The organism is Roseibium salinum, from assembly GCF_026240905.1.
In the GTDB taxonomy this organism is placed as follows: domain Bacteria; phylum Pseudomonadota; class Alphaproteobacteria; order Rhizobiales; family Stappiaceae; genus Roseibium; species Roseibium salinum.
Map to the genome: position 1 here is coordinate 71,619 of NZ_JAPEVI010000001.1, position 25,146 is coordinate 96,764.

Annotated in this window: 17 protein-coding genes; 9 read left to right on the forward strand and 8 right to left on the reverse strand. The window is 58.5% G+C overall.

Annotated elements, in window-relative coordinates:
* The first annotated feature begins 5 nt into the window (after positions 1–5).
* The 6 genes from ON753_RS00355 (at position 6) to ON753_RS00380 (ending at position 5,611) form a co-directional block, all read left to right on the forward strand.
* The gene (locus ON753_RS00355; RefSeq protein WP_265960563.1) at positions 6–1,316 is read left to right on the forward strand and encodes an ABC transporter substrate-binding protein; all 1,311 of its coding nucleotides are present in this window, start codon (positions 6–8) and stop codon (positions 1,314–1,316) included.
* 70 nt (positions 1,317–1,386) lie between these two features.
* Positions 1,387–2,289: a carbohydrate ABC transporter permease gene (locus ON753_RS00360; RefSeq protein WP_377047278.1), complete on the forward strand. Its 903-nt coding sequence runs from the start codon at positions 1,387–1,389 to the stop codon at positions 2,287–2,289.
* A 1-nt stretch (position 2,290) separates the two neighbouring features.
* Positions 2,291–3,253, forward strand: coding sequence for a carbohydrate ABC transporter permease (locus tag ON753_RS00365; protein WP_265960564.1), 963 nt, complete (start codon positions 2,291–2,293; stop codon positions 3,251–3,253).
* A complete protein-coding gene (locus ON753_RS00370) occupies positions 3,250–3,462 on the forward strand; it encodes a hypothetical protein (protein WP_265960565.1) in 213 nt (70 codons plus the stop codon). The genes ON753_RS00365 and ON753_RS00370 overlap by 4 nt, the downstream gene beginning before the upstream one ends.
* A complete protein-coding gene (locus ON753_RS00375) occupies positions 3,462–4,553 on the forward strand; it encodes an ABC transporter ATP-binding protein (protein WP_265960566.1) in 1,092 nt (363 codons plus the stop codon). Before ON753_RS00370 ends, ON753_RS00375 begins: the two co-directional genes overlap by 1 nt.
* Complete coding sequence (locus tag ON753_RS00380) at positions 4,553–5,611, forward strand: ABC transporter ATP-binding protein (RefSeq protein WP_265960567.1); 1,059 nt, start codon at positions 4,553–4,555, stop codon at positions 5,609–5,611. The genes ON753_RS00375 and ON753_RS00380 overlap by 1 nt, the downstream gene beginning before the upstream one ends.
* Positions 5,612–5,680: 69 nt before the next feature.
* Here ON753_RS00380 and ON753_RS00385 read toward each other — a convergent pair whose 3' ends face one another.
* From ON753_RS00385 to ON753_RS00400, 4 genes are read right to left on the reverse strand one after another with little or no spacing between them, the layout of a single operon-like run.
* Positions 5,681–6,646 carry an NAD(P)-dependent oxidoreductase gene (locus ON753_RS00385; protein WP_265960568.1) on the reverse strand — a complete coding sequence of 322 codons (966 nt, stop codon included), beginning with the start codon at positions 6,644–6,646 and terminating at the stop codon, positions 5,681–5,683.
* Positions 6,647–6,658: 12 nt separating this feature from the next.
* Positions 6,659–7,351, reverse strand: a complete 693-nt coding sequence (locus ON753_RS00390; RefSeq protein ID WP_265960569.1) for a FadR/GntR family transcriptional regulator — start codon at positions 7,349–7,351, stop codon at positions 6,659–6,661.
* Positions 7,352–7,367: 16 nt separating this feature from the next.
* Positions 7,368–8,534, reverse strand: a complete 1,167-nt coding sequence (locus ON753_RS00395; RefSeq protein ID WP_265960570.1) for a mandelate racemase/muconate lactonizing enzyme family protein — start codon at positions 8,532–8,534, stop codon at positions 7,368–7,370.
* A gap of 28 nt (positions 8,535–8,562) precedes the next feature.
* Positions 8,563–9,450, reverse strand: coding sequence for a sugar phosphate isomerase/epimerase family protein (locus ON753_RS00400; RefSeq protein ID WP_265960571.1), 888 nt, complete (start codon positions 9,448–9,450; stop codon positions 8,563–8,565).
* Positions 9,451–9,685: 235 nt separating this feature from the next.
* On the opposite strand from ON753_RS00400, the gene ON753_RS00405 reads away from it, so the two are divergent.
* Positions 9,686–10,549, forward strand: coding sequence for a sugar phosphate isomerase/epimerase family protein (locus ON753_RS00405; protein ID WP_265960572.1), 864 nt, complete (start codon positions 9,686–9,688; stop codon positions 10,547–10,549).
* A 376-nt stretch (positions 10,550–10,925) separates the two neighbouring features.
* On the opposite strand, the gene ON753_RS00410 is transcribed toward ON753_RS00405, so the two are convergent.
* The 4 genes from ON753_RS00410 to ON753_RS00425 form a co-directional block, all read right to left on the reverse strand.
* The gene (locus ON753_RS00410) at positions 10,926–12,467 is read right to left on the reverse strand and encodes an HlyD family type I secretion periplasmic adaptor subunit (RefSeq protein ID WP_265960573.1); all 1,542 of its coding nucleotides are present in this window, start codon (positions 12,465–12,467) and stop codon (positions 10,926–10,928) included.
* 4 nt (positions 12,468–12,471) lie between these two features.
* The gene (locus tag ON753_RS00415) at positions 12,472–14,238 is read right to left on the reverse strand and encodes a type I secretion system permease/ATPase (protein ID WP_265960574.1); all 1,767 of its coding nucleotides are present in this window, start codon (positions 14,236–14,238) and stop codon (positions 12,472–12,474) included.
* 75 nt (positions 14,239–14,313) lie between these two features.
* Entirely contained in the window at positions 14,314–15,222 is a 909-nt protein-coding gene (locus ON753_RS00420; RefSeq protein WP_265960575.1) for a hypothetical protein, read from the reverse strand.
* On the reverse strand, positions 15,131–18,424 hold the full coding sequence (locus ON753_RS00425; protein WP_265960576.1) for a DUF5801 repeats-in-toxin domain-containing protein: 3,294 nt from the start codon (positions 18,422–18,424) through the stop codon (positions 15,131–15,133). The genes ON753_RS00420 and ON753_RS00425 overlap by 92 nt, the downstream gene beginning before the upstream one ends.
* Before the next feature lie 1,197 nt (positions 18,425–19,621).
* On the opposite strand from ON753_RS00425, the gene ON753_RS00430 reads away from it, so the two are divergent.
* The gene (locus ON753_RS00430) at positions 19,622–20,347 is read left to right on the forward strand and encodes a response regulator transcription factor (protein WP_265960577.1); all 726 of its coding nucleotides are present in this window, start codon (positions 19,622–19,624) and stop codon (positions 20,345–20,347) included.
* A 970-nt stretch (positions 20,348–21,317) separates the two neighbouring features.
* Positions 21,318–24,953 (forward strand): Ig-like domain-containing protein, encoded by a 3,636-nt coding sequence (locus ON753_RS00435; protein WP_265960578.1) that lies wholly within the window; start codon positions 21,318–21,320, stop codon positions 24,951–24,953.
* The last annotated feature ends 193 nt before the right edge of the window (positions 24,954–25,146 follow it).

Below are 25,146 nucleotides of genomic sequence, written 5' to 3' on the forward strand. Positions count from 1 at the left end.
CAGAAATGAGAAGATATATCAGCCGGCTATTCGCCGGAGCAGCAGCGCTTGCGCTTTGCGTGCCCGCGGCCTCGGCACAGGAACTGACAATTTTTTGGGCGGAGTGGGATCCGGCCAACTACCTGCAGGAACTCGTCAACGAGTATGAAGCCGAAACCGGCGTTGTGGTGACCGTCGAAACCACACCCTGGCAGGACTTTCAGACCAAGGCTTTCACGGAATTCAACGCCCGGGGCTCGGCCTACGACATGATCGTTGGCGACAGCCAGTGGCTGGGCGCGGCATCGGAAGGTGGACACTACGTCGACCTGACGGAGTTCTTCAAGAAGCACGATCTTGGCAATGTAATGGCTCCCGCAACCGTCAAGTACTATGCGGAATACCCGGGCAATTCAGGCAAGTTCTGGGCAATCCCGGCAGAAGGCGATGCCGTCGGCTGGTCGTATCGCAAGGACTGGTTCGAAGATCCGGCCGAGATGAAGGCCTTCGAAGCGAAGTACGGCTATCCGCTTGATGTGCCCAAAACCTGGCAGCAGCTCATTGACATTGCGGAATTTTTCCATCGGCCCGACGAAAACCGTTACGGGGTCGCCATCTATACCGACAATTCCTATGACGGGCTGGTGATGGGCGTCGAGAACGCACTGTTCTCCTATGGCGCTGATCTCGGGAACTACGAGACCTACGAAGTCGAGGGCATCCTCAATTCGGAGCAGGCGGTTGCGGCTCTGGAAGCCTATCGCCAGCTCTATGAGTATACGCCTCCGGGCTGGTCGAAGACGTTCTTCGTTGAAAACAATCAGGCGATTACGGAAGGCCTGGCTGCGATGTCGATGAACTACTTCGCCTTTTTTCCGGCTCTGGTGAATCCGGCATCCAACCCTCATGCGGACGCCACCGGCTTCTTCGCCAATCCGGCAGGTCCGGACGGTGATCAGTTTGCGGCGCTTGGCGGACAGGGCATCTCGATTGTCTCATACTCGAACAATATCGACGAGAGCTACAAGTTCCTCGAATGGTTCATTCAGGACGACGTGCAGAAGCGGTGGGCCGATCTCGGTGGCTACACGGCCCATGCGGCCACTCTCGAAAGCGAAGAGTTCCGCAACGCCACGCCGTATAACGAAGCCTTCTACCAGACGATGTTCAAGGTGAAGGACTTCTGGGCTGTTCCGGAATACGCGGAGTTGCTGACTGCAGCCAACCGGCGCCTTTACCCCTACGTCGTTGGCGGGGAAGGTACGGCGAAGGAAGCCCTCGATGCGCTCGCAGCGGACTGGGTGGAAACCTTCAAGAAATATGGCCGCACCGAGTAGTCGGCAGATCAACTGACATGGCAGCGGGCGCACATTGCGCCCGCCTCACTTAAGCCAAGAAAGTGACACCGTGACAGAACTAATATCCAGGCTGGAGCCGGACAGCCGCGCTGCATCACGCGGGTTTTCGGACCTCTCGATCCGGAACTTGTTCATCATTCCGACGATTGCGTTCCTGATAATATTCAACGTCTTTCCGCTGCTGTATTCGCTCTGGACATCTTTTACGGATTTCCGTGCTTCCACGACAGCGCCGGCCAATTGGATCGGCCTCGCCAACTATCGGGAGTTACTCAGCGACCCGTTTATCTGGCGAAACTTCACGATCACCGCAAAATACGTCCTGATATCGGTGACGGGCCAGGTGGTAGTGGGCTTCGGCTTGGCGATGCTCCTCAATCGCAAGATCCCGCTCAAAGGGCTGATCACGACACTGCTGTTGCTGCCGATGATGCTCTCCATGGCCGTCGTCGGTCTGTTCTGGAAGCTGCTCTACGATCCGTCCTTCGGAATCATCAATTACTTTCTCGGGCTGGGGAAATTCGAGTGGTTGGCGGACCCGGACGTGGCGCTATATGCCGTCGCGCTTGTCGACATCTGGATGTGGTCGCCATTCGTGATGTTGCTGTCTCTGGCGGGGCTCTCGGCCGTTCCGAAACATCTCTACGAGGCAGCCGAGATCGACAGGGCAGGCCCGTTTTACACATTCTTCCGTATTACGCTGCCGCTGGTCGCGCCGATCCTGATGATCGCGATAATTTTCCGAACCATGGAAGCATTCAAGACATTCGACCACGCCTACATTCTGTCGTCGCAACCGACAACCGAATTGATCGCGATCCGTCTCTACAAGATGGCGTTCCTGGAGTGGCAGACGGGGTTGAGTTCGGCATTAGCCTATATCGTCCTGATCATGGTCGTGGCGATCACCAACATCTACGTGAAGTATCTGAACAAGGCAAAGGCGCGCTGAGATGGCCGAAATCAAAACCAAGGGCGAAGTTGCTCTCAATCGGGTGGCAATCGTCGCGGTATTGGTCGCGCTCATGATCATGCTGATGCCGATCTACTGGATCGCGTCAACCGCCTTCAAACCACGCAGCCTCGCCACCACTGTCCCACCGACGGTGGTGTTCGAGCCCACATTGACGCCGTTCGCCAAGCTTTTCACAAAGCGTTCGCAGCTACGCCAACCGGTCGAGGAAGATGTCTACGAAGCCGCGCCCTGGTGGGAGCAGCTGATCTATGACGACGGCGAACAGGTCGTGAAAAATCGAAAGACCGGAGCGATCACCTCGTCCGGTTACTGGGACCGCTACAAGAACTCACTGATTGTCTCGATTATCTCGACGTTCCTGGCGGTCTCGATGGGCACGCTCACCGCCTACGGATTTTCGCGCTTCAAGGTGAAGGGCGAGCAGGACTGGCTGTTCTTCATTCTCAGTACGAGAATGCTGCCTCCAGTGGTCGTCGCCATTCCGATGTTCCTGATGTACCGAACGGTCGGCCTGTATGACACGCATCTCGGCCTGATCATCCTCTATACCGCCTTCAACCTGTCGTTCGCGGTGTGGATCATGAAGGGGTTCATCGATGAGATTCCCAAGGAATACGAGGAGGCAGCGCTGGTCGACGGCTACACGCGGCTGCAGGCGTTCTTCAAGATCGTGCTTCCGGAAGCCCTGACGGGCATCGCAGCCACGGCCGTGTTCTGCTTCATTATAGCCTGGAACGAATACGCCTTCGCGCTGATGATGACGTCCCGCAATGCGCAGACGGCTCCGCCTTACATCCCGTCGCAGGTAGGCTCCGGCCTTCCCGACTGGAGCGTAATCGCCGCCGGTGCGTTTCTGTTCCTGCTTCCTGTCGCCATCTTCACGTTTCTCCTTCGCAATCACTTGCTGAGGGGCATGTCCTTCGGAGCAATCCGCAAATGACCTTTCGCGAACTGAACTCGCAATATCTTGAGCCTTCCGCGCAGTGGGTGATGATCGGCGGCCTGGTGTGTCTTTGCCAGCCGTGGGTCGAGATCCTGCACCGTTACGGGCTGACGATCACCATTCTCGGGCTGATCGCATTTCTCGTAACCAGTCACATCCCGCCCGAACCCGAGGCTGAGGAAGAGGAAGAGGAAGAACTCATCTGATGGCGCGGATCGAACTTAATAACGTACAAAAATTCTTCGGCCCCGTTCAGGTGCTCAAGGATGTAAATCTCGTCATCGAGGACGGCGAATTCGTCGTGATGCTCGGGCAGTCCGGCTGCGGCAAGACCACCACACTGCGCGCGATAGCCGGTCTGGAAACAGTATCCTCCGGCACCATCACGATCGACGGCAGGGAGGTCCAGGACCTCAAGGCCGCTGACCGCGACATCGCCTTCGTTTTCCAGTCCTTTTCGCTCTACCCACACATGACGGTCGAGGAAAACATCGCCTTTCCCCTTCGAGCCGTGCGCAGCAAACAGGCGGAACGGAAAGCCGAAGTGAAGGAGGTCGCCAGGTTCCTTGGAATCGAGCAACTTCTGTCGCGCCGGCCGTCGGCCCTTTCGGGCGGTGACATGCAGCGCGTCGCCATTGGCCGGGCGCTGGTTCGGCGGCCGAAAGCTCTTCTCATGGACGAACCGATCGGTGCGCTCGATGCGAAGCTGCGCGAACAGATGCGCGCCGAGATCAAGCGGCTTCACATTGCGCGGGAATCGACCAGCGTCTACGTGACCCACGATCAGGTCGAGGCAATGTCGCTGGCGGACCGCATCGTCGTCATGCATGACGGCTTGCTTCAGCAGGTCGGCGCACCCGACGAAGTCTACCTTCATCCGGCCAACCTTTTTGTCGCGCAGTTCGTCGGGTCTCCGGTCATGAACGTTGCGGATGTGACGGTCGAAGGGGCAGGCACCGATACGCTGCTTCGTATTGGAGGCTCGGATGGGTTCCCGGTGCCCCCTGAAACGGTATCGCACCTGAACGGAGCGCCCACCAAACTTGGCGTTCGGCCCGAAGCCGTGATGCTCTCTCACGATCCGAAGGACGGGTACATAGAAACACAGGTAACGAACGTCGAGCCGCTCGGAAGTCACGATATCGTCGATGTCCGCGTTGGAGAACAAACGTTGCGTGCCCGGAGTGAATCGGGATTCACCGGAGGGGAAGGCCAAAATGTCTGGGTCGCACTAGATCCGCATCGCGCACATTTCTTTAACGCCGAAACCGGAAACGCGATGAGGAGAACCGTCTGATGGCGCGAATTGAACTTCAAAACGTCACGAAGCGCTATGGCGGCACACGCGCCCTCAAGGATCTCAGCCTGACCGTTGAGGATGGCGAGTTTTTCGTCCTTCTCGGACGAACCGGTGCTGGCAAGACCACAACGCTGAGGATCATGGCCGGGCTCGAAAAACCGGACGAGGGTAATGTCTATATCAGCGATACCGATGTGACTGGCTGGAGTGTCGCCGAGCGCGACGTCGCGCTCGTCCTTCAGCAATATTCGCTTTATCCGCGTCTGTCGGTCCGTGGGAACCTGGAGTTCCCGCTGCGCCCGAAAGTGCGCAACATGAATGCAGAGGAAATCGCGCGCCGCGTGGACCGTGCGGCAAAAACGTTGCAGATCACGCACCTGCTCGATCGCAAGGTCGAGCGCCTGTCGGGCGGCGAGATGCAGCGTGTCTCAATCGGGCGTGCCATTGTGCGCGACCCGCGCGTGTTTCTCATGGACGAGCCGCTTTCGGCGCTCGATGCGAAGTTACGGGAGTCGCTCCGGGTCGAACTCAAGAAGTTGCACCAGGATCTCGGCGCAACGTTCCTGTTCGTGACGCATGACCAGGTCGAGGCCATGTCGATGGGCGACAAGATCGGGGTTCTGAGAAGCGGACGTCTGGTCCAGGTCGGCACGCCATCTGAAATCTACGAACGACCGCTGAACACGTTTGTTGCGCGGTCCGTCGGAACGCCGCCGATGAACCTGATCGAAGGCCGGCTCCAGGGAGACAGCGCTCGTGTGAGTGACTTCAGCCTGCCGGTGTCATCTCCGGCAAACTTGGAGCAGAAAGTCACTTTCGGGGTCAGGCCCGAGAATCTGATTATCGAATCCGGAGCCCCGGCTGAAGCACGTGTTTTCGATATTGAGGACCAGGGCGTCATCAAGATCCTGGCCCTGGACATGGGAGACACGAGGCTGCACGCCACTGTCCCGGCAGGCACACGTATCGATCGGGACGAAGTCGTCCGTTTCGGGTGGAAGCCCGAGCGCGTACTCTCGTTCGATCCGGAAACGGGACGGGACCTGGCGGTCTAAAGCGCTCCAATCTGGACGGAAAATAATCTGTGGCAGGGTCTCATGAGGCCCTGTTCCCAGACCGCCGGTTTAGACAAACCTCTTGCGATAGAGATCAAGCGCTTCCGGATTGACGAGATTCTCAGGCAGATCGCCGGCCGCGATGCGCCGGATTTCAGCGGCCACAACCTGACCCATGCGCAGCATGCTCTCTTCGGTTATGCCGGCCATGTGCGGCGTCAGAATTACATTCCTCAGATCGAACAGCCGGTGACTGTTCGGCAGTGGCTGGTGATCGAAAACGTCGATCGCAGCGCCACTGAGATGGCCGCTTTCGATCGCATCGATCAAGGCGTCTTCAACCACGACCGGACCACGCGCGACATTGATCAGCAACGCGCCGGGCTTTAGCCGCATGAGCGCAGCGGCGTCAATCAAGCCACGAGTCTGCTCGGTGAGAGGGCAGCACAACACGAGGACGTCGGCGGTGCCGAGTACTTGATCCAGCGACATCGCCCGAACGCTCTGCGGAACACTGTCAGGCCGGCGCGTGTGGCAGATTACCTCCATCCCGAAACCGTGTTGGGCCATCCCTGCCAGTTTCCTGCCGACATTGCCCATGCCGACGATGCCGATTGTCTTGCCGGTCAGTTCGCGTCCATGGTCCGCATGGGCGCGGCCCTCGACCCACCCGCGCGCTCGCAGATCGTCGTTTACGTTTGGGTATCTTCGCAAGAGCGCCAGTGCCGACCAGATGACGTGTTCCGCCACGGTGATCGCGTTGGCGCCTGGAACGTTGGCGACAAGAACGCCTGCCCGGGTGGCCGTTTCGACCGGGATCATGTCGAGACCGGCGCCATGCCGAACCAAAGCCCGCAGCCCTTTTTCGCGTTCAATGACTTCCGGCGGTATCGGGGCTCTTACGACGATCAGTTCGGCGCCTTCGCTTTCAGACGAAATCGCCTTGGCTGAGGGCGCGCTGGCGACGCGGTAGTCACCGATAGCGGACAGCGCATCGGTTACTTCCGGGTGCAGGGGATGGGTCGAAAATATCATCAGTCCGGCCATTCATTCAGACGGATCGGCGGGTTCCAGGAGCTCGGTCCAGTAGCTCATCGCGCCCCGGAGATGCGACACCATGAGCGCTGAAGCCAGCGCCGCGTCCCGATTCACAAGCGCATCATAGATCTGCTTGTGCTCCGCGTGGGATTTTCGATTGCGTTCCGGACTTCGGAAATAGATCTGCAACCGTTTCTCTCCGATCTCATAGAACGCAGTACAGATATTGAGAAACATCGTGTTCTGGGTAGCCTTTACGATTTCCAGATGGAATTCTTGATCCAGTCCGTCGAGGCCTTCACCGTCGCTGATGCGTTTCTCGGACCGGTCAAGAATATCGCGCAGGCGATCGAAATTCTGTTCGTCCGCGCGCACGGCCGCCAGTTCGGCGGCCTTGATCTCGTGGATCTTACGCACCTCCACCGCCTCGTAGATTTGGCGGTTTTCCAGCGGCAGGCCGGTGCGTGCAAAGAAGGCCATGGCCTCGATGCCCGTTCGATCCACATTGACATAAATGCCGGATTTGGCGCGGCGCTCAATCACCTGCAGCGCTTCCAGGATCGCCAGCGCCTCGCGGACCTGACCCCGACTGACCGAGAAATGCTCGGCCAGGTCGCGTTCCGAGGGCGCTTTGCCCCCGGTGGTCCGCGCGCACGCCAGAAGATGGGCGGCTATCGCTGGAAGTATTTCCTGTCCTTGCATGGTCTGTTCGCTCTCGTCAGTTTTTCGAGAAACGCGTAATGATATCGGTGTTCACGTCAAGACCAATTCCAGGCGCATCCGGTACTGCAATCATTCCGTCTACCACGCTGACCGGCTGCTTCGAGAGATCGTGGATCATCGGGTTGGCGCCCAGGGAGTATTCGATGATAAAGCCTGCGGGAGCCGCTGCGACAATATGAAGGCCGGCGAAAAAGGCCGGGGCACCGGCCCAAAGATGAGGAGCAAGGCGCAAATTGAAAGCCGAGGCCAAAGTCGCGATGCGCATTGCCTCCGTGATGCCGCCACAATAGGCGGGATCGGGCTGCAGGATGTCGACCGCGCGCGAGACCAGCAGGTCGCGAAAATCAAACCGTGTGCACTCGGATTCGCCAAGAGCGACCGGAATGTTCGTCGAACTCCGGAACTCTGCCAATCCGGGCAGGTCGTCCCCGGTGACGGGCTCTTCGAACCACGTGAGATCGCAGTCGGCGACCATTGCCGCGAACCGCTTGGCTTCCGAAACCGTGTATGTGCCGTGGGCGTCGACCATCAGACCGATGTCCGCGCCAATCGCATCCCTTGCGGCGTGGACACGTTTGGCCGACACGTGAGCAGCACCGTCCATGGCACCGACTCGCATCTTCACCGACCTGAAACCGCCGACATCGATGTAGGAACGCAATTGGTCGCCAATGCCGTCAGCATCGGCCCAGCCACCGGACGCATATGCAGGAAGACGTTCTGCCGAACGACCACCAAGAAGCGCCCAAACAGGCTCTCCCAACGCCTTGCCTTTGATGTCCCACAAGGCGATATCGATCGCGCTAATGGCGGCTAGCGTCAGCCCTCGGCGGGCAAGCACCGGAAACACATGTCCGCCGCTCGCGGCGCTTTCACTCCGTGTTCCGTTGTACAGCGCTTCCCAGATGGGCGTGATCTGGGAAGCATCCCAGCCGATGAGAAACGGCCCGAATTCGTGATTGATGAGATGGACCAGCGCGCCATACTGGCCGGCACTGCCGGCGGCGTTCTTGCCTTCCCCCCACCCGACGAGGCCGTCCTCGGTCTCGATCCTGACAATGGCGGCATCGAATGTCCGCAATCGACCAAAGTCGCTGACATGCTGGCGCGATTCCTCGATGGGAATTTGAACCCAGCGGGCTTCGATCGATTTGATGCGCATCGGACCTCCTCCTGCCGCGTCGGCGTGATCATTTCATCAATGGCAAGAGGGTCTCAGCGGTGATCCGCATCTGGTCGGCATAGAAGTCCTCCGTCAGCAGCGAAGATCCATGATCCTGGATGAACTTCAGCTGTTCCGGCGATATGTCGACCGGGCTGGTCTCGACCATTTCCGGATACATCGCCGCCGGCGTCCGGTCGACTGGCGCGACGAATTCGTTTGTGAGCGCACCGTCATAACCAATTTCCTTGAGCGTGCCGACGATCTTCGGCCAGTCCAGATGTCCGAGACCGGCTGCGAAACGGTTGTTGTCGGCAACGTGGAAGTCGAACAACCGGTCGCCCGCAAGGCGAATGGCTTCATAGATGTCGCTTTCCTCTATGTTGAGATGGAAAGCATCGAGGCAGACGCCGCATTCGGGACCGACGGCATCGGCCAGCGCGAGCGCCTGGGCGCAGCGGTTGAATAGATAGGTCTCGAAGCGGTTGAGTGGTTCGACCGCGATCTTCACGCCCTTTTTCTGTGCGTGGTAAAAACACTCCCTGGTGGCATCGACGACCCAGCCCCATTCTTCCTCGGGCGTACCGTCGGGCACGACCTTGCCGACGGTTGCCGGAACGAGAGTAACAATTTCGCCCTCCAGTTCAGACACCATGGTAATCACCGACTTGACATAGTCGACGGACTTCGCCCGCTGGCCTTCGTCCTTCGCGGCCAGGTTCCGGTCGCCCAGGGTCAGCGTGACCGCGCCCCAGCAGCGCATGCCGGTGTCTTTCAGGAGCGCTCTCGTTTCCTTGACGTCGTACTGCGTCGGCTCGCCGGAAATCTCGATTGACTCATAGCCGTATTGCTTGATCCGGCGTACCGTCGTTTCCAGCGGTTCCGCGCGCATCCAGTTGTGGGTCGATAGATGCATTCCCGTCCTCCCTGACTTCGAAGCTTCGGTTGGAATTCATTTGCCGTTTGTTGCTTCTGGTTATACCAGATAGCGCCTGGTTGCATTAGCGGTCAAGAGGAGGATAGAGTCGATCTGGACTTTTATATTACGGTATCGCAATTGGAAATTGCGTTGCCGGCCGGATATCTCCCGCTTTACGCTGGATCATCATTCGGCATACTGGTAGTACCAGATTGGCGGTGGGAGATTTTAGATGAAGATCGGCATGTGCATGTTTTTATGGACGACGCGGGTCGGAGTGGAGCATGAGGCGCTGCTTGCGGATATTCGCAAGACCGGTTTCGACGGCGTGGAGATTCCGGTCTTCGAAGGGGAGCCGGCCGACTATGCACGTCTCGGCAATCTGCTCGATTCCCTGGGCCTCAAGCGCACGGCGGTTTCGGCTCTTGGCGATCCGGAGTTCGATCTGATTTCCTCCACGGCGGAAAAGCGAAAAGCTGGTATTGATCGAATGCGCTGGGTGCTTGAGTGCTCAAGCGCGCTTGGTGCCGACAGGGTGTCCGGGCCGCTGCATTCGGTGCTCGGCCAGTTTTCCGGCCAGGGTCCGACACCGGAGGAGCTCGAACGGGCCATCGATAGCCAGCAGCGCATCGGCGAGCACGCGCAAGAGTTTGGCGTTACCGTGGGCCTTGAGGCGCTCAACCGGTTCGAATGCTATCTGGTCAACACGATGGACGATCTCTGCGATTTGGTCCGCCGGGTCGATCATCCGAACATAAAGGCCATGTATGACACGTTCCACGCCAATATCGAGGAGACCGATCCGGTAGGGGCGCTGACGCGCAACCGGGACGATGTCGTCCATATCCATATTTCGGAGAATGATCGGGGGGTGCCAGGCAGAGGCAATATCGACTGGTCTGGAATCTTCGCCGGGATCGCGGAAATTGGCTATGATGACTGGCTAACGATAGAGGCGTTCGGGCGCGGGCTGCCCGACCTTGCCGCCGCTACGAAGGTCTGGCGCGATTTCGCTGAAAGTCCGGAAGCTGTCTACCGCGAGGGCTACGCGCATATCGTACAGGGTCTGCGGGACGCGGGCCTTCCGAGGGGATAACCCCCGGCCGAAGTGTGCCCCTGCCCCGGCGCCGACTGATGCCGCAGCACTGCTCGCTTCCGACCGCCTGAGCGCGGTGACCGCTGCAGCCCTGAATGTAACATGTGGACAGATAGCGGATTGAGCTGGCCGGTGAGCGCGGCGACGTAGAGTGGCATGATACCGGGGATCAGCGCGCCCGCATGCGCAGCGGGTGCGAAGCGCAGACCTTGGGCAGCGACCAACGCATAGGGTTCGCCCACGCCTGAAACCAACAGCACGAGACGCGGCCAGCCGAGGCGGTCCAGCGCCCATCCAAGCCGCCAGACGAAAGGCAGCCGGACGAGGCCAGCGAGCTCGAAGCGCAGGGTCGCGAGCCAAAACTTCTTCTCTCAATTCAATTTTCACGAAAGCTTCGGCGAGCGCTGTCGAGTATCGGGGCCACCAAGTATGAGAACAGTGTCTGTTCGCTGTCCATGAGCAGAATTTCTGCGGGCATTCCGGGAACGAGTTTCACCTCATCCAGATCTGCGAGTTCCTCCGGCGCCACCTCGACTTTTGCCAGAAAATAGCTTTCGCCGGTGCGCTCCTCGATCAGCGCATCCGCGGATATCGACCGCAACCTGCCGTGAATCTGCGGCAAGTTCCGCTGCCGGTATGCCGTGAGAACCACGCGGGTGGGCATGCCGGGTCTGATCCGCTCGATGTCGGTCGGGCGAACCTTTGCGTCGATGATCAGCCCGCTTGCCTCCGGAACGATGTCGAGCAGCGGCTGCCCCGGGTCCATGACGCCGCTTTCGGTCGTCACGCGCATGTTCATCACCGTGCCGGTCACCGGCGCGCGGATGACCGTGCGCTTGAGGATGTCTTCGCGTGAAGGCAACTGGCTCTTGAGCTCAGCGAGGATCCGGCGCGTATCGGCGAGCTCCGCACCGATCTTCTCCTGCCGCTCTTCGGTTATCGTCAGCAATTGCAGTTCGGTCTCTCCGACCGCTTGGGCGTTTTCGGCGATTTTGGCACGGTTGCTCGCTTTCTGGGCCGAGATGTCGGCGCGATAGCGCTTCAGCGCCAGCACGCGCGGTTTGCGTTCAAGGCCCTTGTCGAGAAGGGCCTGCGCAGCAGTGATTTCTTCATCTATGAGGGCAAGCTGTTCGTCCTCAGCCGCAATAACGTCCTTGAGGCCTGCATTCTGCTCTTCCAACTGGCGGACACGGGCTTTGAAGATCTGGATACGTCCCTTGTGCGCTGCTTGCCGGTTGCTCAGCAATTGTCGCTGACCCTCCATGACCCGCTGGAGTTCGGGCGAATTCGCGGCATGGAGGAGATCGGGAAAGACGATATCGGCGGCGCCGGTGCGTTCGGCCTCCAGTCGGGCGGCAGTCGCCAGAACGTGCCGGAGACGCTCGCGGATCTCCGCGTCAAGCGCCTTGGCCCGCGTATTGTCGAGAGAGATCAGCGGATCGCCGGCCTCGACCTTCTCGCCTTCGCGCACATGGATTGACCGGATAATGCCGCCTTCTAGGTGTTGAACGGTTTTCCGGTAGCCGTCGGGGCTGATGATGCCCGGGGCAAGTGCTGCGCTCGCCAGAGGCGCGAGAGCCGACCACCCGATGAACACAAGCACGAACAGGGCGACGGCGGCGATACCCAGGCGCCGCGGATACCGCGTCATTGCCTCCAGCGTCGCGGAAGGCAGCACGGCGCGACGTCGAACGACCAGTCGGTAGAGCCGGAAGAGGACGAAGACTGCCACAAGACCGGCCGCACCGACCGCGAGCATGGCATTTGTGTCGGTGGGCTCGATCCCGGCAAACGCCAACGGCACTCGTGTCGCCTCGACGAGTTCGTCGAAGCCTGCCCGGGATGCCGCCACGGCCATCCGCAACAGGTCTTCGGCCCGATCCGCCGTTGTGGAGAGAATTTCCTGCAAATCGTTCATCTTCTCATTCCGCCGCCATAATCAGATTTCCGCGAGCCGTCTGTGGCGGCTGCTTTCCATCTAGGTTTGCCTTGGCAGGTTGCACGGTTTTCGAGGCGACTGGCCGTACCGGCCGCACCACCTGGTCGCGTGGTCCGAAGGCGGCAACCGTACCGTCTTTCAGCGCCAGCACCTTGTCTGCGCATGCCATCATCGATACCTGGTGCGTCACGATGACGACGGTCGCGCCAAGTTGTTTGAGCCGCGTCAGCACATCGATGAGAGCACGTTCCCCTGCCTCGTCCATGTTGGAATTCGGTTCGTCGAGAACGACCAGCGCGGGATCGCCGTACAGCGCCCGTGCCAACCCCAGGCGTTGGCGCTGGCCGAGCGAAATGCGCCGCGAGTGCAAGGTGATCTCGGTTTCGTAGCCATCGGGTAACGCGAGGATGAGCTCGTGGACACCGGCCAGCTTTGCCGCCTTGATAACGCCCTCGCTGTCGACCTCCCGGAAGCGGGCAATATTCTGGGCGACCGTGCCCGGCAGGAGTTCGACCTGCTGCGGCAGATAGCCGATATGCGGCCCGAGTTCGTCCGGATCCCAATCGAAGACATCCGCGCCGTCGAGACGCACATGGCCTCTGAACGGCTTCCAGGCCCCAACCGCCAGACGGCAGAGGCTGGATTTACCTGCACCCGATGGTCCGACGACCGCACAATTTTCCCCTGGTTCTATCTCGAAGCTGACCCCGTTGAGAATGGGATGCTCGGTACCAGGAGGGACGTAAAAAACACTTTCGAAGGCAAGTCCGCCTTCCGGACGCGGCAGAGAAACCGCGTCCACGCTGCGCTGCTCCGCGTCGGCAAAAAGCTCCGTCAGGTTTGACCGTGCGCTTCTCGCCGCGACGTAGGAGTGCCATGCACCGGTCGCCCGCTCGATCGGCGCCAGCGCACGGCCCATGACGATCGAGGCGGCAATCATCGCACCGGCCGTAATTTCGCCCTGCAGGACGAGACGGGCACCGGCGGCGAGAATCGCAATCTGCAGCACCAGTCTCAGTCCGCGCGACATCGAAAGGATCTTTGCCGTCCGGTCGGCAAGCAACTGCTGTTCGGCCACGACCTGGCCCTGCCCATCGCGCCAGCGGTCGAAGACGGCCCGTGCCATGCCGAGAGGATTGATGGTCTCGCCCGCATCGACATAACGCATTGCGGCGTCCTGATGGGTCTTCGTGGCTGCCGCTACCTGCTTCTGCCGGTTTCGCGTCAAGGCGTCATTGGCAAGTGCCAGGCTGAGGAGGATCAGGGCGCCAGCCGTGGCAACCACACCAAGGATAGGATGCAGCACCCAGATGAAGGCGATGAAAATGATGCTCCAGGGAGCATCGAGAATGGCCAGGATGGCATCGCTCGCGTAGAATTTCCTCAGGTCGGCGACATCGCGCGTGCCGGCGCGCCCGCCTTTTCCCGCGAGCCGCACTTCCATCGCGCGCCTCAGCATCGGAGCATTGAGCTCACTGTCGAGCCAGCCGGCGGCCCGGGAGAGGATCATCCTCCGGGATTGCTCCAGCACGCTGTACACCGCAACCGCAAACACCGCAATCACAGTCAGCCAGAGAAGCGTATCCATCGAACCGCTCGACAGCACCCGGTCATAGACCTGCAGCATGTAGATGCTGGTGACGAGAAGCAGCAGATTGACCAGACAGCTCAACACGACAAGTGCCGGGAACTGCCTGCGCACCGCGCTCATGACCTGAGCAAGGCGATTTGAGTCGGTCTGTTGGGACATGAGAAATCAATCCGTGAACAAGGACTCCATTGACAAGAGACGAGCCCGCCGGTGGTGGCGGGCTCGCCCGGTCGCTCACACGATGGCGTCGGGATCGACATGGACCGAGAAAGTGTCCTCGGAGCTGTCGCCGTCGTCATCGAACAGGGTGGCCGTGAAGTCGAGGTCAAGCGGCGCCGGATCGAATTCCGTCTCGACAGTGAACTCGATTACCGGGATCTTGACTGTCCCCGAGCCCATCGTGAGTTGAACTGCCTCGATCTGCTTTTCGCCTCCGTCAATATCGAAATAGGTGCCACCCTGTGCCACGTCGGGCCACTCGTCCGCAGGATCCGATTTCGGGACTGGGGAGACGGCGGTGACGTCTGTCGGCCCACTGACGGTTCCATCGGTGTAATAGACGACGTAGTAAAGGTCTTCGGAATCCGGATCATATCCGCCGACGGAGTTGTCGATGTAGACCCTGACCGCATCAACATCCTGCTCGGGATTGACCACGAAGCTCTCGTCACCGGAGGTAATGGACGTTCCGGCGAACAGACCTGTTCCGGCACCCTCATCGGCACCGTCCAAGTTGTTGTTATTGATTCCGATACCCGAGGTTGACACGTTCATCTTTGTGTTGGCATTGATCAAGTTCGGAACATTCAGCCCCTCCAAAGTAGCCTCCGTCGGATCGTTCTCGACCAGGTCCTCAAGGTCATTTGGATCCCCGCCGACAGTCCCGTTCTCCAACGGTGCGGTCGCGACGGCGCCGAAGAAGATGACGTCGTTATCGTGACCAGCCGGCGGGAACGCCAACGTCCGTACCGCGTCGGGACCACCAGCCGCGAGAGCACCCTGAGAAGTGTCGAAGGTCGAGATCGTAGTCGGCGGCGTCGTGAACTGTAGGTCATAGGTGTCGGCAATCGTGTCGAAGGTCAGCGTGAAGCTCACCGTGTCGTCCATGCCGTCGCCGTTGAAGTCGTCCGTGATCGACCCCATGAAGCTGAAGTCGCCGGTCTTTGAGAACGTGCTGTTGCTCAGGTCGGTAAGAACGGTCCCATGAGCGTCGATTTGATAACTGTCGAAGCTCACGCTCAGCAGAATCGAAGTCATCGCTGCCGGGATCGTCGGCCCAGTCCCCTTCGGCACCCGTCCCATAGGTCGCCGTCGTGTCGGCGGAATTCTGGGAAGTATCCTCGACCGTGACCAAAGGCCCGTCGTCTTCGAACTCGATCAGGCTACCGAGCTCGATCTTGTCGGAGGCCGTGTCGGTATCGCCGTCCGTCAGCGTCGCCTCGAGTTCGACCAGCCCGGCGGCCATGCTCACCGCGCTATCATGGTCGTTCAGGTCCGGGCCGTGGTCGAGCGATCGGTAGAGGGTCGTCGTCACGTCGCCCGTGTTCGCATCGACCTCGATGGTGAACACCAGATCACCACCGGTATCGGTGCGGCCCTCGATCACACCACCAGTCTCGGACAGAACGACCGCCTCGCCCGAGGCGGTGTCGGTCAGGCCCGTCGCTCCGGCATTCAGAACCAGGGCATAGACCTTGCTGTCCTCACCGTCAGTTCCCGCATCGGCCGTCTCGGAGAACAGCGACGCTGCGCTCGTCTCCGCGTAGCCGATGGCGTTCCCCGGCGCATTGGCGTGGGTCTCGTCATCAGGTGCCGCGTTCCCCGGCTCGTCCTGGCTCGACCCCGCCGTGCCGACGGACTCGTCGACCGCGATCGTCGGCGACAGCGCCGTCAGATCGATCGCCGGCCCGTCGTCCTCGAACTCGATCAGGCTGCCGAGCTCGATCTTGTCGGAGGCCTTATCGGCATCGCCGTCCGTCAGCGTCGCCTCGAGTTCGACCAGCCCGGAGGCCATGCTCACCGCACTGTCATGGTCGTTCAGGTCCGCACCGTGGTCGAGCGACCGGAAAAGGGCCGTCGTCACGTCGCCCGTGTTCGCATCGACTTCAATGGTGAACACCAGATCACCGCCGATATCGGTGCGGCCCTCGATCACGCCGCCAACCTCGGACAGCACGACCGCTTCGCCCGAGGCCGTGTCGGTGAGGCCCGTCGCACCGGCGGTCAGCACCAGGGCATAGACCTTGCTGTCCTCACCGTCAGTTCCCGCATCGGCCGTCTCGGAGAACAGCGACGCGGCACTTGTCTCCGCGTAGCCGATGGCACCTCCCGGCGCATTGGCATGGGTCTCGTCATCAGGTGCCGCGTTCCCCGGCTCGTCCTTGGACGACCCGGCCGTGCCGACCGACTCGTCGACCGCGATTGTCGGAGACAGCGACGTCAGATCGATCGCCGGCCCGTCGTCCGCGATAAAGAAGATGCCGTTGGACAGGTCCAGTTCGGTTACCAGGCTGTCACCGTCTCCTTCGACAATCGTCTGCTGGAGAACGATCGTTCCGGCGGCAGCGCTGATCCCTTCCTGATCGTCCGGGTCGGCTGTGTCACCGTGCCAGATGTTCAGAAGCCGGGTGAACGTCACATCGCCCACCCCGTCCACTTCGATGGTGAAATATGTATTGCCCGCGTCAACGTTTCCTTCCAACAGCGCTGTCGACCCGGTGATCGTCTTTTCATCGTCGCTCAGATAGAGCCTTATCGGATCGCCCATACCGGTGTTGGCCGGATTCAGTGCGTAGAGACCCGTCAGCGCTCCTTCCGCAAAGGGCACGAAGACATAGGTGACCGACGCCTCCCCATCGGTGCCGAAGTCCGGCGTGCCGAAACTGCCCGCCATGCCTTCCGTGACTTCCCAGAGACCATCTCCGTCAGGATCCAGTGGGCTTTCGTCCAGTTCGAGAATTGGTACGGCTTGATCGCCGCCGCTGTCCGGCCCGTCGTCCTCGATGACAACCTTTGAGCCTATCTCTTCAGAGGCGGTCGAGACCTGGATCAGGGAGAAACCGCCGAGGTCGAAGCTGAGGTTCGATCCTTGCCCCGATGTCGGCTGGGCATTCTCGATCAAAAGACGCTGGTGAACGCCGTCGGTCGTGAAGCCAACGACATCCCCGGACTTCACGCCGTCCACGATGACGCTGTCCCCGTCGACTGAGAATGCAACGGCAACACCGTTGATCGTGATGCCCGAGATGGATACGGCAACATCATCTGAATCACCGAGGCCGTCGACGAACCCGGTGCCCGGTTCGTCATCCGTCGTATAGGCGGTAATCCTTATGGCGACAGTCGTGTTGGTATTGCCAGGGTTCACCTGCGATATGCTGAAGGTGCCGCCAGTTGCATCGGTCAGTTCATCGAAAGTGATGTTGGCCTCGACGTCGGCCTCGGTCTGATCGAGGTTCGGAACGATGAATTCGTTGGGGTCCGGAGTGGAGGTCGAACCGCTGACATAGGTGAAATACATCCCCTCGCCGGCCTTCACCTGCTGTCCGTTGGTTCCCAGGCTGGTCACGGCCTGACCGCTGGTGTTGACCGTATCGCCGGAGGAGATGTTTTCTCCCTCGGACTGGTTGGCCGGATCCCGTCCCGTCACGATGATCGCCTGGTCGAGGTCGCCGAACCACATGAAGAGGTTGTTGCCCGGAGGCGCTCCGCCAAAGTCGAAGTCAACCTCCGACGTTGCCGCGACGAACAGCTTGTTCGTGAAGTCAAGGCTATCGTCGCTGTCCGCGGTATCGTCGTGCGCCAGCGTGTAGCCCTCCATGAGCACGGTCCACATCTTGGCGGCGACGATGTCGCCATCAGTGTTCAGGACTTCTTCGAGATAGATGGCCAGGACGATGTCCGTTCCGTCACCGTCTGCGGTGTTTCCCGCCACGCCATAGACAATGTTGCTGTCCGTCGGATCGGCGAAGAAATAGATCTCATCGCCGCCAACGGTGAAGTGTCCGCTTGAAAATGTGGAGACGGCGTTCGCGCCATATGCCGTGAACGCATCTCCATCTGAATTGGCAGCAAGCGAGAGGTCGGTGACTTCCGAGTCGACCGTGACAATATAGTCTCCTTCATCGCTCGCCGCATCGGTCATTGCATCGCCGTAGCCGCTCAGCGCAGCCTCATCCAGCGTCAGGCTGTAGAAGCCCAACCGACCTGAAAAAGCCAATGGCAACCGATCGGTCGCAATGTCGTTGTCGTCCTCATCGCCGACAATGCCCATACTCTCGTAATAGTTCTGCAGTTCTTCGGACTCATCGAGGACTACAAATTTGCCTGTGCTTGTGACACCCATGACCTTGTCTCCCAAATGTTCTTCTTCAGCCGGGATGCGATATCCGTGCATCCGGGCCGCTTGCGCATGAATTCGTTGGAGAAAGTCGGCGTGGCATTTTTGACGGTTGTTTGTCCGGGAATTCCCTCGCTCGTGGAGGGGCGGTCACCGGGCTGTTCCGTTTTATTTCAAATGCGGGTTCCTTTACGGCGTGCCGCTGCACCCGTGCGGTGAATTAGACAATCAATTAGCAGAACCCATTCCGGCACTTCCTCCCGTTCGGCCCGCCCCCGCAGAATAGATCTAACCATCCGCTCCGATGTCTTTACGAGCTCGTGTCTTTAGGAACTCGCCAACAATATTTTGCGCTCAAATGACCTCGGAAACCCCGACACGTGTTGTTTCATGCCGCATTGTATTTCACACAGAAAGTCTTTTCTTGTGCGTCTTGAAGAATTTATTGAAACTATCATTCAAAAATCTGATCTCTATTTCAAATAGACGCTCTGATTTAATCAGCGCATTTATCCACCTACAAATCATACTTTGTTTGCCGAAGCTTGAAATAGATAATTCTTGGTATAATCAAAAGGGCAGCTTCAAATGGTATTGTGAATATCTGACAGGAGGAGATGAATATATGGAGCAGGCAGAAATTCTTCTCCCGGCAATTTGGCCAATGGTTGGCGCATCCGTTTATTGGGATGCATGGCCGCGGGGATCGATTGCCGACAAGTCACTATATGACAGTTTACGCGCACATCGTTATTTGCGAGGCATGTGCACCAAATCGATAGGAAGATAATCCATGAAAAACAAAGAAGCTCACTCAAAGGCCAACTGGGAAGCTTCTGTTGTCATGAAATAAAAAATGCGGGATCATAATAGGTTGAATAACAATTACCAAAAAATGGGATAGATATAGTCATGTATTGCTTAATTTCTTGCCTTTTCGAGAAAATTCTGCAGATAAAATAGAAAATAATCATATATTCCTACGAATTTCTAGTAAAAGTTTGATTTTTTTAATATATAACTTAGAATTTTAATATTGATATTTAGATTAATACCCTATAGATTTCTATCTCGTTTGATATTAATTTGTAAACAATAAATCTTACAACAATTTGTGCTGGACAACCTCTCTTTTGGCACTTCGGCGCAGCCAAATTCCCCTAGGGAAATTTGGTTGCGAGTGAAAGAGGCTGGAGAAATTGCATGTCGAGCCATTTGCGTCATTTATGTTTTATCGGGCCAGAGGAGAGGTTGCCGAAACAACTTCAAAACTCCTTGCTTCGCGAACTTCCCGACCTCGTTGTTCATATCGAAGATGATTGGCGCAGCCTGGTCCGTTCCGCGAGCAGCAAGGGAATTCATCCCACGACCATTTTGATAGATGCAGGCTACGGTGCCGCCAACATCACAGAATTCAGGCAAATCGAGGAAATGTACTCCAATGCGAACCTGTGCCTGACGCTTAACGGTGACTGCAACTCCACACACCACATTCGGGAATGCCTGAAAGCCGGCGTCATCCACAATATTCTGCCAATGAACCTCCGGCTGGATTTGTGGCTGTTTGCAGTCCAGATCCTGCTGCACGGCGGATCCTATATGCCTCCGGAGCTTTTTGAGCTGCTGGAAGTCCACCGAAATCCGCCCATGACAACCGCGGGCCAGACGGTCGGCGGTCATACATCAAATGGTGCATGTGCAAATGGCACGCACGTAGTCGACGCTTTGACTCCCAGGGAGAATGAGGTGCTCGCGCTAATCGCTCAAGGATTGCAAAACAAGAACATTGCCGCAGCCCTAAGGCTCTCCGAACATACTATCAAACTGCACATTCACCATATTATCTCGAAAATGGGGGTATCCAATCGAACGGAAGCTGCAGCCGCTTTCATTCAGCACGGTGAGGCCGCAGACAACCATACGCGTTGACCCAAGCTCAGGACCGGAGAGCGGAGGACTTTCGAGATCGTCGATCCGGTCGAAGACAGTGTACACCGGAGCCTGTCGAGATCAGTCTTCCCTGCGCTGTTTTTCACTCACGCGTGATCGAATGCCCCGCGCGATTGGCACCGAATTCCGCCAATCAACCGGCTCATGACCGGAAAATTCGAGATATACAGCACTAATTTCGCATTTCTGCAACCTGTTGCGATCGTCCAGCCGGGATGGCAGGCCGACTGCCTGGGTGCGTCGAGCCGGCACATGCGACATGGCAGGCCAAAGGAAATATTCCTTGCCGAAAAGAAGCTTGTCCGAACATCGGTCCAAATGCACCATTTTTCAGCCGCGCACAGATGACCGGACTCATCAATATATTTGATAGGAATTGGCGGGAATATTAAGCGCCTCATATTGTCGGCTCACCATAATGCAGCCATGAGTCTATGGACTGTCCCGTTGCGGCTGCAGCATCGTCTGCACCAATTTCGGAAATTGGGGACCTGATTCGTCAGGTCGTCCAAACCTTGCAACGAGAGGGCTCATGCACCCGACAGATTCTTTTGGTCAGAAGGACGGTCCTGGTATCGTAGATACGTTCAAAGCTTTCACCGTGCCAGCGTGGTTCGCACCGGGGCTCCAGTATTCGCAGATCCCGACACTAACGCCTGTGGATCAGGAAGTACTGGTAGATATATCCTCAGCTCAAGAGAATGCCGCCAGTCGGATACCTTCGGAGGGTGAACCTTCCGCCCGGTTTTCCGGAAACACCCTTTCGGATGCACAAGTCAGCGGACGGCTTGCATGGGTGGGCGATGCGGACGTTTCAGAAAGCGACGAAGCAGGGCTCACGACCGAGGGCGACGGTTCGACGCTTTTGTCTTCCTTGCTTGACTCCCTTTTCGATGCATCCCGCAACGAAAGCGGCAGGGGACCATTCAACACCGTTGCAGCAGACGCCTTGGCAGATCTTTCGTCCGATGAAGGCATGGCGACCGGATCCGCTCCCGGCTTCACTGCGTTTGCTCCCTTGCACGACACGGACGGTCTCATCCTGCACGACGAACAATCCTGCCCCTGCCTGGCATGCGGCATGCGCGAAGAGGATAGTTCGGATGCGGCAGGTGACGGGACGACGAACTCGTCGGAAACCTCCTTTGCACCGTCACCACTCGGAGACCTCGCCGATTACCTGACCAGCGGATACTGGGCCGACAAAGGACTTGTGGTCAGCAATCCCGAAGGCACGCTCTCGCACAATCTGGGTACGTCCGGGGCGGATCCGAACAACGGCGTTCTCTATTACAATATTTCCGGCTACTCCTCGGATGCCGACGGTTTGACCGCCGACCGGCAGTTTCTGGTCCGCGAGATCTTCAAGCTGTATGAGGCAACGCTCGGCATCGACTTCATCGAAACGACATCCACGGACGCCTCCGTCGTAGACTTCTTCTTCAGCGACAATTCCTCCGGCGCCTTTGCCAATTACAGTTATTATTCGAACGGGGAACTGGCGGCCGGCTATGTGAACATTTCCACCACATGGTCGGGCGGCACATCGACTTACAACGACTACACGCTGCAGACCATTTTCCACGAAATCGGTCATGCGCTCGGCCTCGGCCACCAGGGCAATTACAACGGCTCGGCCATCTACGGGACGGACAATACCTTCGAGAACGACAGCTGGCAGGCATCCATGATGTCGTATTTCAGCCAGACCGAAAACACGTCGGTCGACGCCTCGAGGGTCTACCTGCAAACACCCATGTCGGTCGACTGGATGGCTCTCGACGATCTCTATGGCTCTCAAGGGTATGGCGTAGCCAACGCCTTTACGGAAGACACCACCTGGGGCTTCAATACCACGATTACTTCCGAGGTCAGCGATATCTGGGCCCAGTGGTCCACCTATGCGGGAAATACGGCGTCCACGATCGTCGATAGCGGCGGTACCGACACGCTGGACCTTTCCGGCTTCAGCAACAACACGGTGATCAACCTTGCCCCTTCCGACAGGACCGCGACGTCTCCGTCGGTCTCCAGCATCGGTGGCAAGGTAGGCAACCTGACGATCGCCGAAGGGACGATTATTGAAAACGCCATCGGCGGCGCAGGCTCGGAAACCTTCTACGGCAACAGCGCGGACAACACGCTGACGGGCAATGGCGGTGACGACACGTTCCATGACAGTCTCGGGTCAGACACGTATCTCGGCGGCTCGGGCACTGACTGGGTCTTGTTCGCAGGCAATTTTTCCGACTATTCGTTCTCGGTGACCGGCAGCTTCCTGCAAGTGATCAACGCCGCCGTGGATCTGGTCGAAAGCACGGTCGACTGGCTCGGATTTGCGGACCAGAACTTGACCTTCGAGAATATTGTCGACTCGCTGACGTCGGAGCCCACGCCCAATACCGCTCCGGTGACTGCCGATGACACTTTCGCGGTGGACGAAGACGCCGTGCTGTCAGGCGTGAGCCTTCTAGCAAACGATGCGGACGCGGATGGCGACACCTTGAGCATCGCAACCGTCAACGGATCGGCGGCAAATGTGGGCAACCTGATCCAGCTGGCATCCGGCGCCATCTTGACTGTCAATCTGGATGGCACCTTCGACTACGATCAGAACGGTGCCTTTGACGCATTGGCGGATGGTGAAACGGCGACAGACAGCTTCACCTATACGGCTACCGACGGCGTCGAGGGATCTGGCACTGCAACGGTTACCATCACCGTGAACGGCACTTCGGTCAATGCTGCTCCCGTGGCGGCCAATGACGCCTTTTCGGTGGACGAGAACATCGTGCTGTCAGGCGTGAGCCTTCTGGCAAACGATGCGGACGCGAATGGCGACGCCTTGAGCATCGCAACCGTCAACGGATCGGTGGCAAATGTGGGCAACCAGATCCTGCTGGCATCCGGCGCCATCTTGACCGTCAACGCGGACGGCACCTTCGACTACGATCAGAACGGTGCCTTTGACGCATTGGCGGATGGCGAAACGGCGATAGACAGCTTCACCTATACGGCTACCGACGGCGTCGAGGGATCTGGCACTGCAACGGTCACTATCACCGTAAACGGCGCTTCGGAAAATACCGTTCCCGTGGCCGCCGATGACAGCTACAATGTCGCTGAAAACGAAACCCTGTCAAACAACTTGCTAGTCAATGACGACGATGGTGACGGTGACAGCCTGACGATCGTCGAGGTCGAAGGGTCGGCTACGGACGTCGGTAATCAGATTACGCTTGCATCCGGCGCAAGACTGACTGTAAACGCCGATGGCTCGTTCGATTACGATCCGAACGGTGCATTCGACTATCTGGAAGCCGGCCAGACGGGGACAGACAGTTTCTCCTACCGCATTTCCGACGGCCAGGGTGGCTATGACACCGCAACCGTATCTCTGACGATCGACGGGTACTCTCCGTCCGTCACGACGGAACCTGCATCGGTAACAGTCGATTTCGAAGGCATGGTCCCGGGCACCTATTCAGGACAGGAGGGCCTGGAGTTCGCCGGTATGAACATAACTTCCGACAGCCCCCTTTCCGGGTCGCTTTCGGGAATCTCGTCAGGGTTTACGATCACATCGTCGGACATGGACTTCGATCTGGACAGTCTGATGCTTCAGGCAGTGAGCGGGCGCGTGCGTCTCCAGTTCGAAGCCTATGACGACGGCGTGTTGGTCGGCAGCACTACAGTGAACACCCGCAGCAACCGCGTTAGTGAAGTGACCTTCGATTCCACATTCGACAGCGCCGACCGAATTGTCGTTTCCGCAAATGGTGAATTCCTGGTCGACGAAATCGGTCTGGTGACCCACGCGGAAGGTCTGCCCGGTGGCAACACAGCACCTGAAGCTGCCGATGACAGCTTTGCGACCGACGAGGGCACGCCTGTCAGCCGCAACCTTCTTGCCAATGACGGTGATGCAGATGGGGATGCGCTCACAGTTACTTCCGTTGCCGGCCAGACCGGCGGAACAGTGACGCTGGCAACCGGCGCAATCGTCATTTTCGCCGAGGATGGATCGTTCACATATGATCCGAACGGTGCATTCGACTATCTTTTCGACGGAGAGAGTGCAACCGACAGCTTCGTCTACGAAATCTCGGACGGAAACGGCGGCGCCGATACAGCAACAGCGGTGATAGCCATCAGCGGCATCGGAACCCCACCTCCTGAGCCGGCGACGGCCGTCATCGGTTTCGAAAGCGGGACCATCGGGGAAGCATTCACTTCCGAGGACGGATTCGTATTCACCGATCTGGTGGCAACCGACCGGTCCACAGGTGTGGCAGCCGGATCGCTGGCCGGACAAAGCTCCGGTGACAGCCTGACAATTGCCCGGTCGGACGGGGAGGCTTTCGACTTCGAACAATGTTTCTTTTCTGCCGTCAGCGGCAAGAACGTCGAAGTGACAGTCGAAGGATACTTTGACGGCCAACTGGTCGGCAGCGACAGCTTCCGGACCTGGGACAACAAGGAAAGCCTCGCCACGCTGCCGGATTCCACCTTCGATCAGGTCGATGAAGTGGTGATCACCGCAACCGGCGGTGTCATTCTTGACGAACTGACGCTGATCTTCTGACGGATGCCCGAGAGGTGGGACACGTTGGCGCCGGCAGAGCTGGCGCCAACGCTCAATGCGGACCGAATTGTTTGCGCAGCAGTCTCCTTGCGACCGATCTCGCTCAATTTGTGAGCCTGCCGTCGCTGTTGAGAAATGGTGGGCATTTTCGTCGCGCGGGGTAAGAAAGCGCGCAGTTGCTTTTCCGCTTAGA

Excerpts from the sequence above, each read along its gene's own strand:
- ON753_RS00430 (WP_265960577.1), top strand. The coding sequence starts at position 19,622 with ATGTCGAGCCATTTGCGTCATTTATGTTTTATCGGGCCAGAGGAGAGG.
- ON753_RS00420 (WP_265960575.1), bottom strand. The coding sequence starts at position 15,222 with ATGGGGTCGATCACGGACGACTTCAACGGCGACGGCATGGACGACACG.
- ON753_RS00370 (WP_265960565.1), top strand. The coding sequence starts at position 3,250 with ATGACCTTTCGCGAACTGAACTCGCAATATCTTGAGCCTTCCGCGCAG.
- ON753_RS00365 (WP_265960564.1), top strand. The coding sequence starts at position 2,291 with ATGGCCGAAATCAAAACCAAGGGCGAAGTTGCTCTCAATCGGGTGGCA.
- ON753_RS00385 (WP_265960568.1), bottom strand. The coding sequence starts at position 6,646 with ATGATATTTTCGACCCATCCCCTGCACCCGGAAGTAACCGATGCGCTG.
- ON753_RS00415 (WP_265960574.1), bottom strand. The coding sequence starts at position 14,238 with ATGTCCCAACAGACCGACTCAAATCGCCTTGCTCAGGTCATGAGCGCG.
- ON753_RS00410 (WP_265960573.1), bottom strand. The coding sequence starts at position 12,467 with ATGAACGATTTGCAGGAAATTCTCTCCACAACGGCGGATCGGGCCGAA.
- ON753_RS00400 (WP_265960571.1), bottom strand. The coding sequence starts at position 9,450 with ATGCATCTATCGACCCACAACTGGATGCGCGCGGAACCGCTGGAAACG.
- ON753_RS00395 (WP_265960570.1), bottom strand. The coding sequence starts at position 8,534 with ATGCGCATCAAATCGATCGAAGCCCGCTGGGTTCAAATTCCCATCGAG.
- ON753_RS00375 (WP_265960566.1), top strand. The coding sequence starts at position 3,462 with ATGGCGCGGATCGAACTTAATAACGTACAAAAATTCTTCGGCCCCGTT.
- ON753_RS00405 (WP_265960572.1), top strand. The coding sequence starts at position 9,686 with ATGAAGATCGGCATGTGCATGTTTTTATGGACGACGCGGGTCGGAGTG.
- ON753_RS00380 (WP_265960567.1), top strand. The coding sequence starts at position 4,553 with ATGGCGCGAATTGAACTTCAAAACGTCACGAAGCGCTATGGCGGCACA.
- ON753_RS00355 (WP_265960563.1), top strand. The coding sequence starts at position 6 with ATGAGAAGATATATCAGCCGGCTATTCGCCGGAGCAGCAGCGCTTGCG.
- ON753_RS00390 (WP_265960569.1), bottom strand. The coding sequence starts at position 7,351 with ATGCAAGGACAGGAAATACTTCCAGCGATAGCCGCCCATCTTCTGGCG.
- ON753_RS00425 (WP_265960576.1), bottom strand. The coding sequence starts at position 18,424 with ATGGGTGTCACAAGCACAGGCAAATTTGTAGTCCTCGATGAGTCCGAA.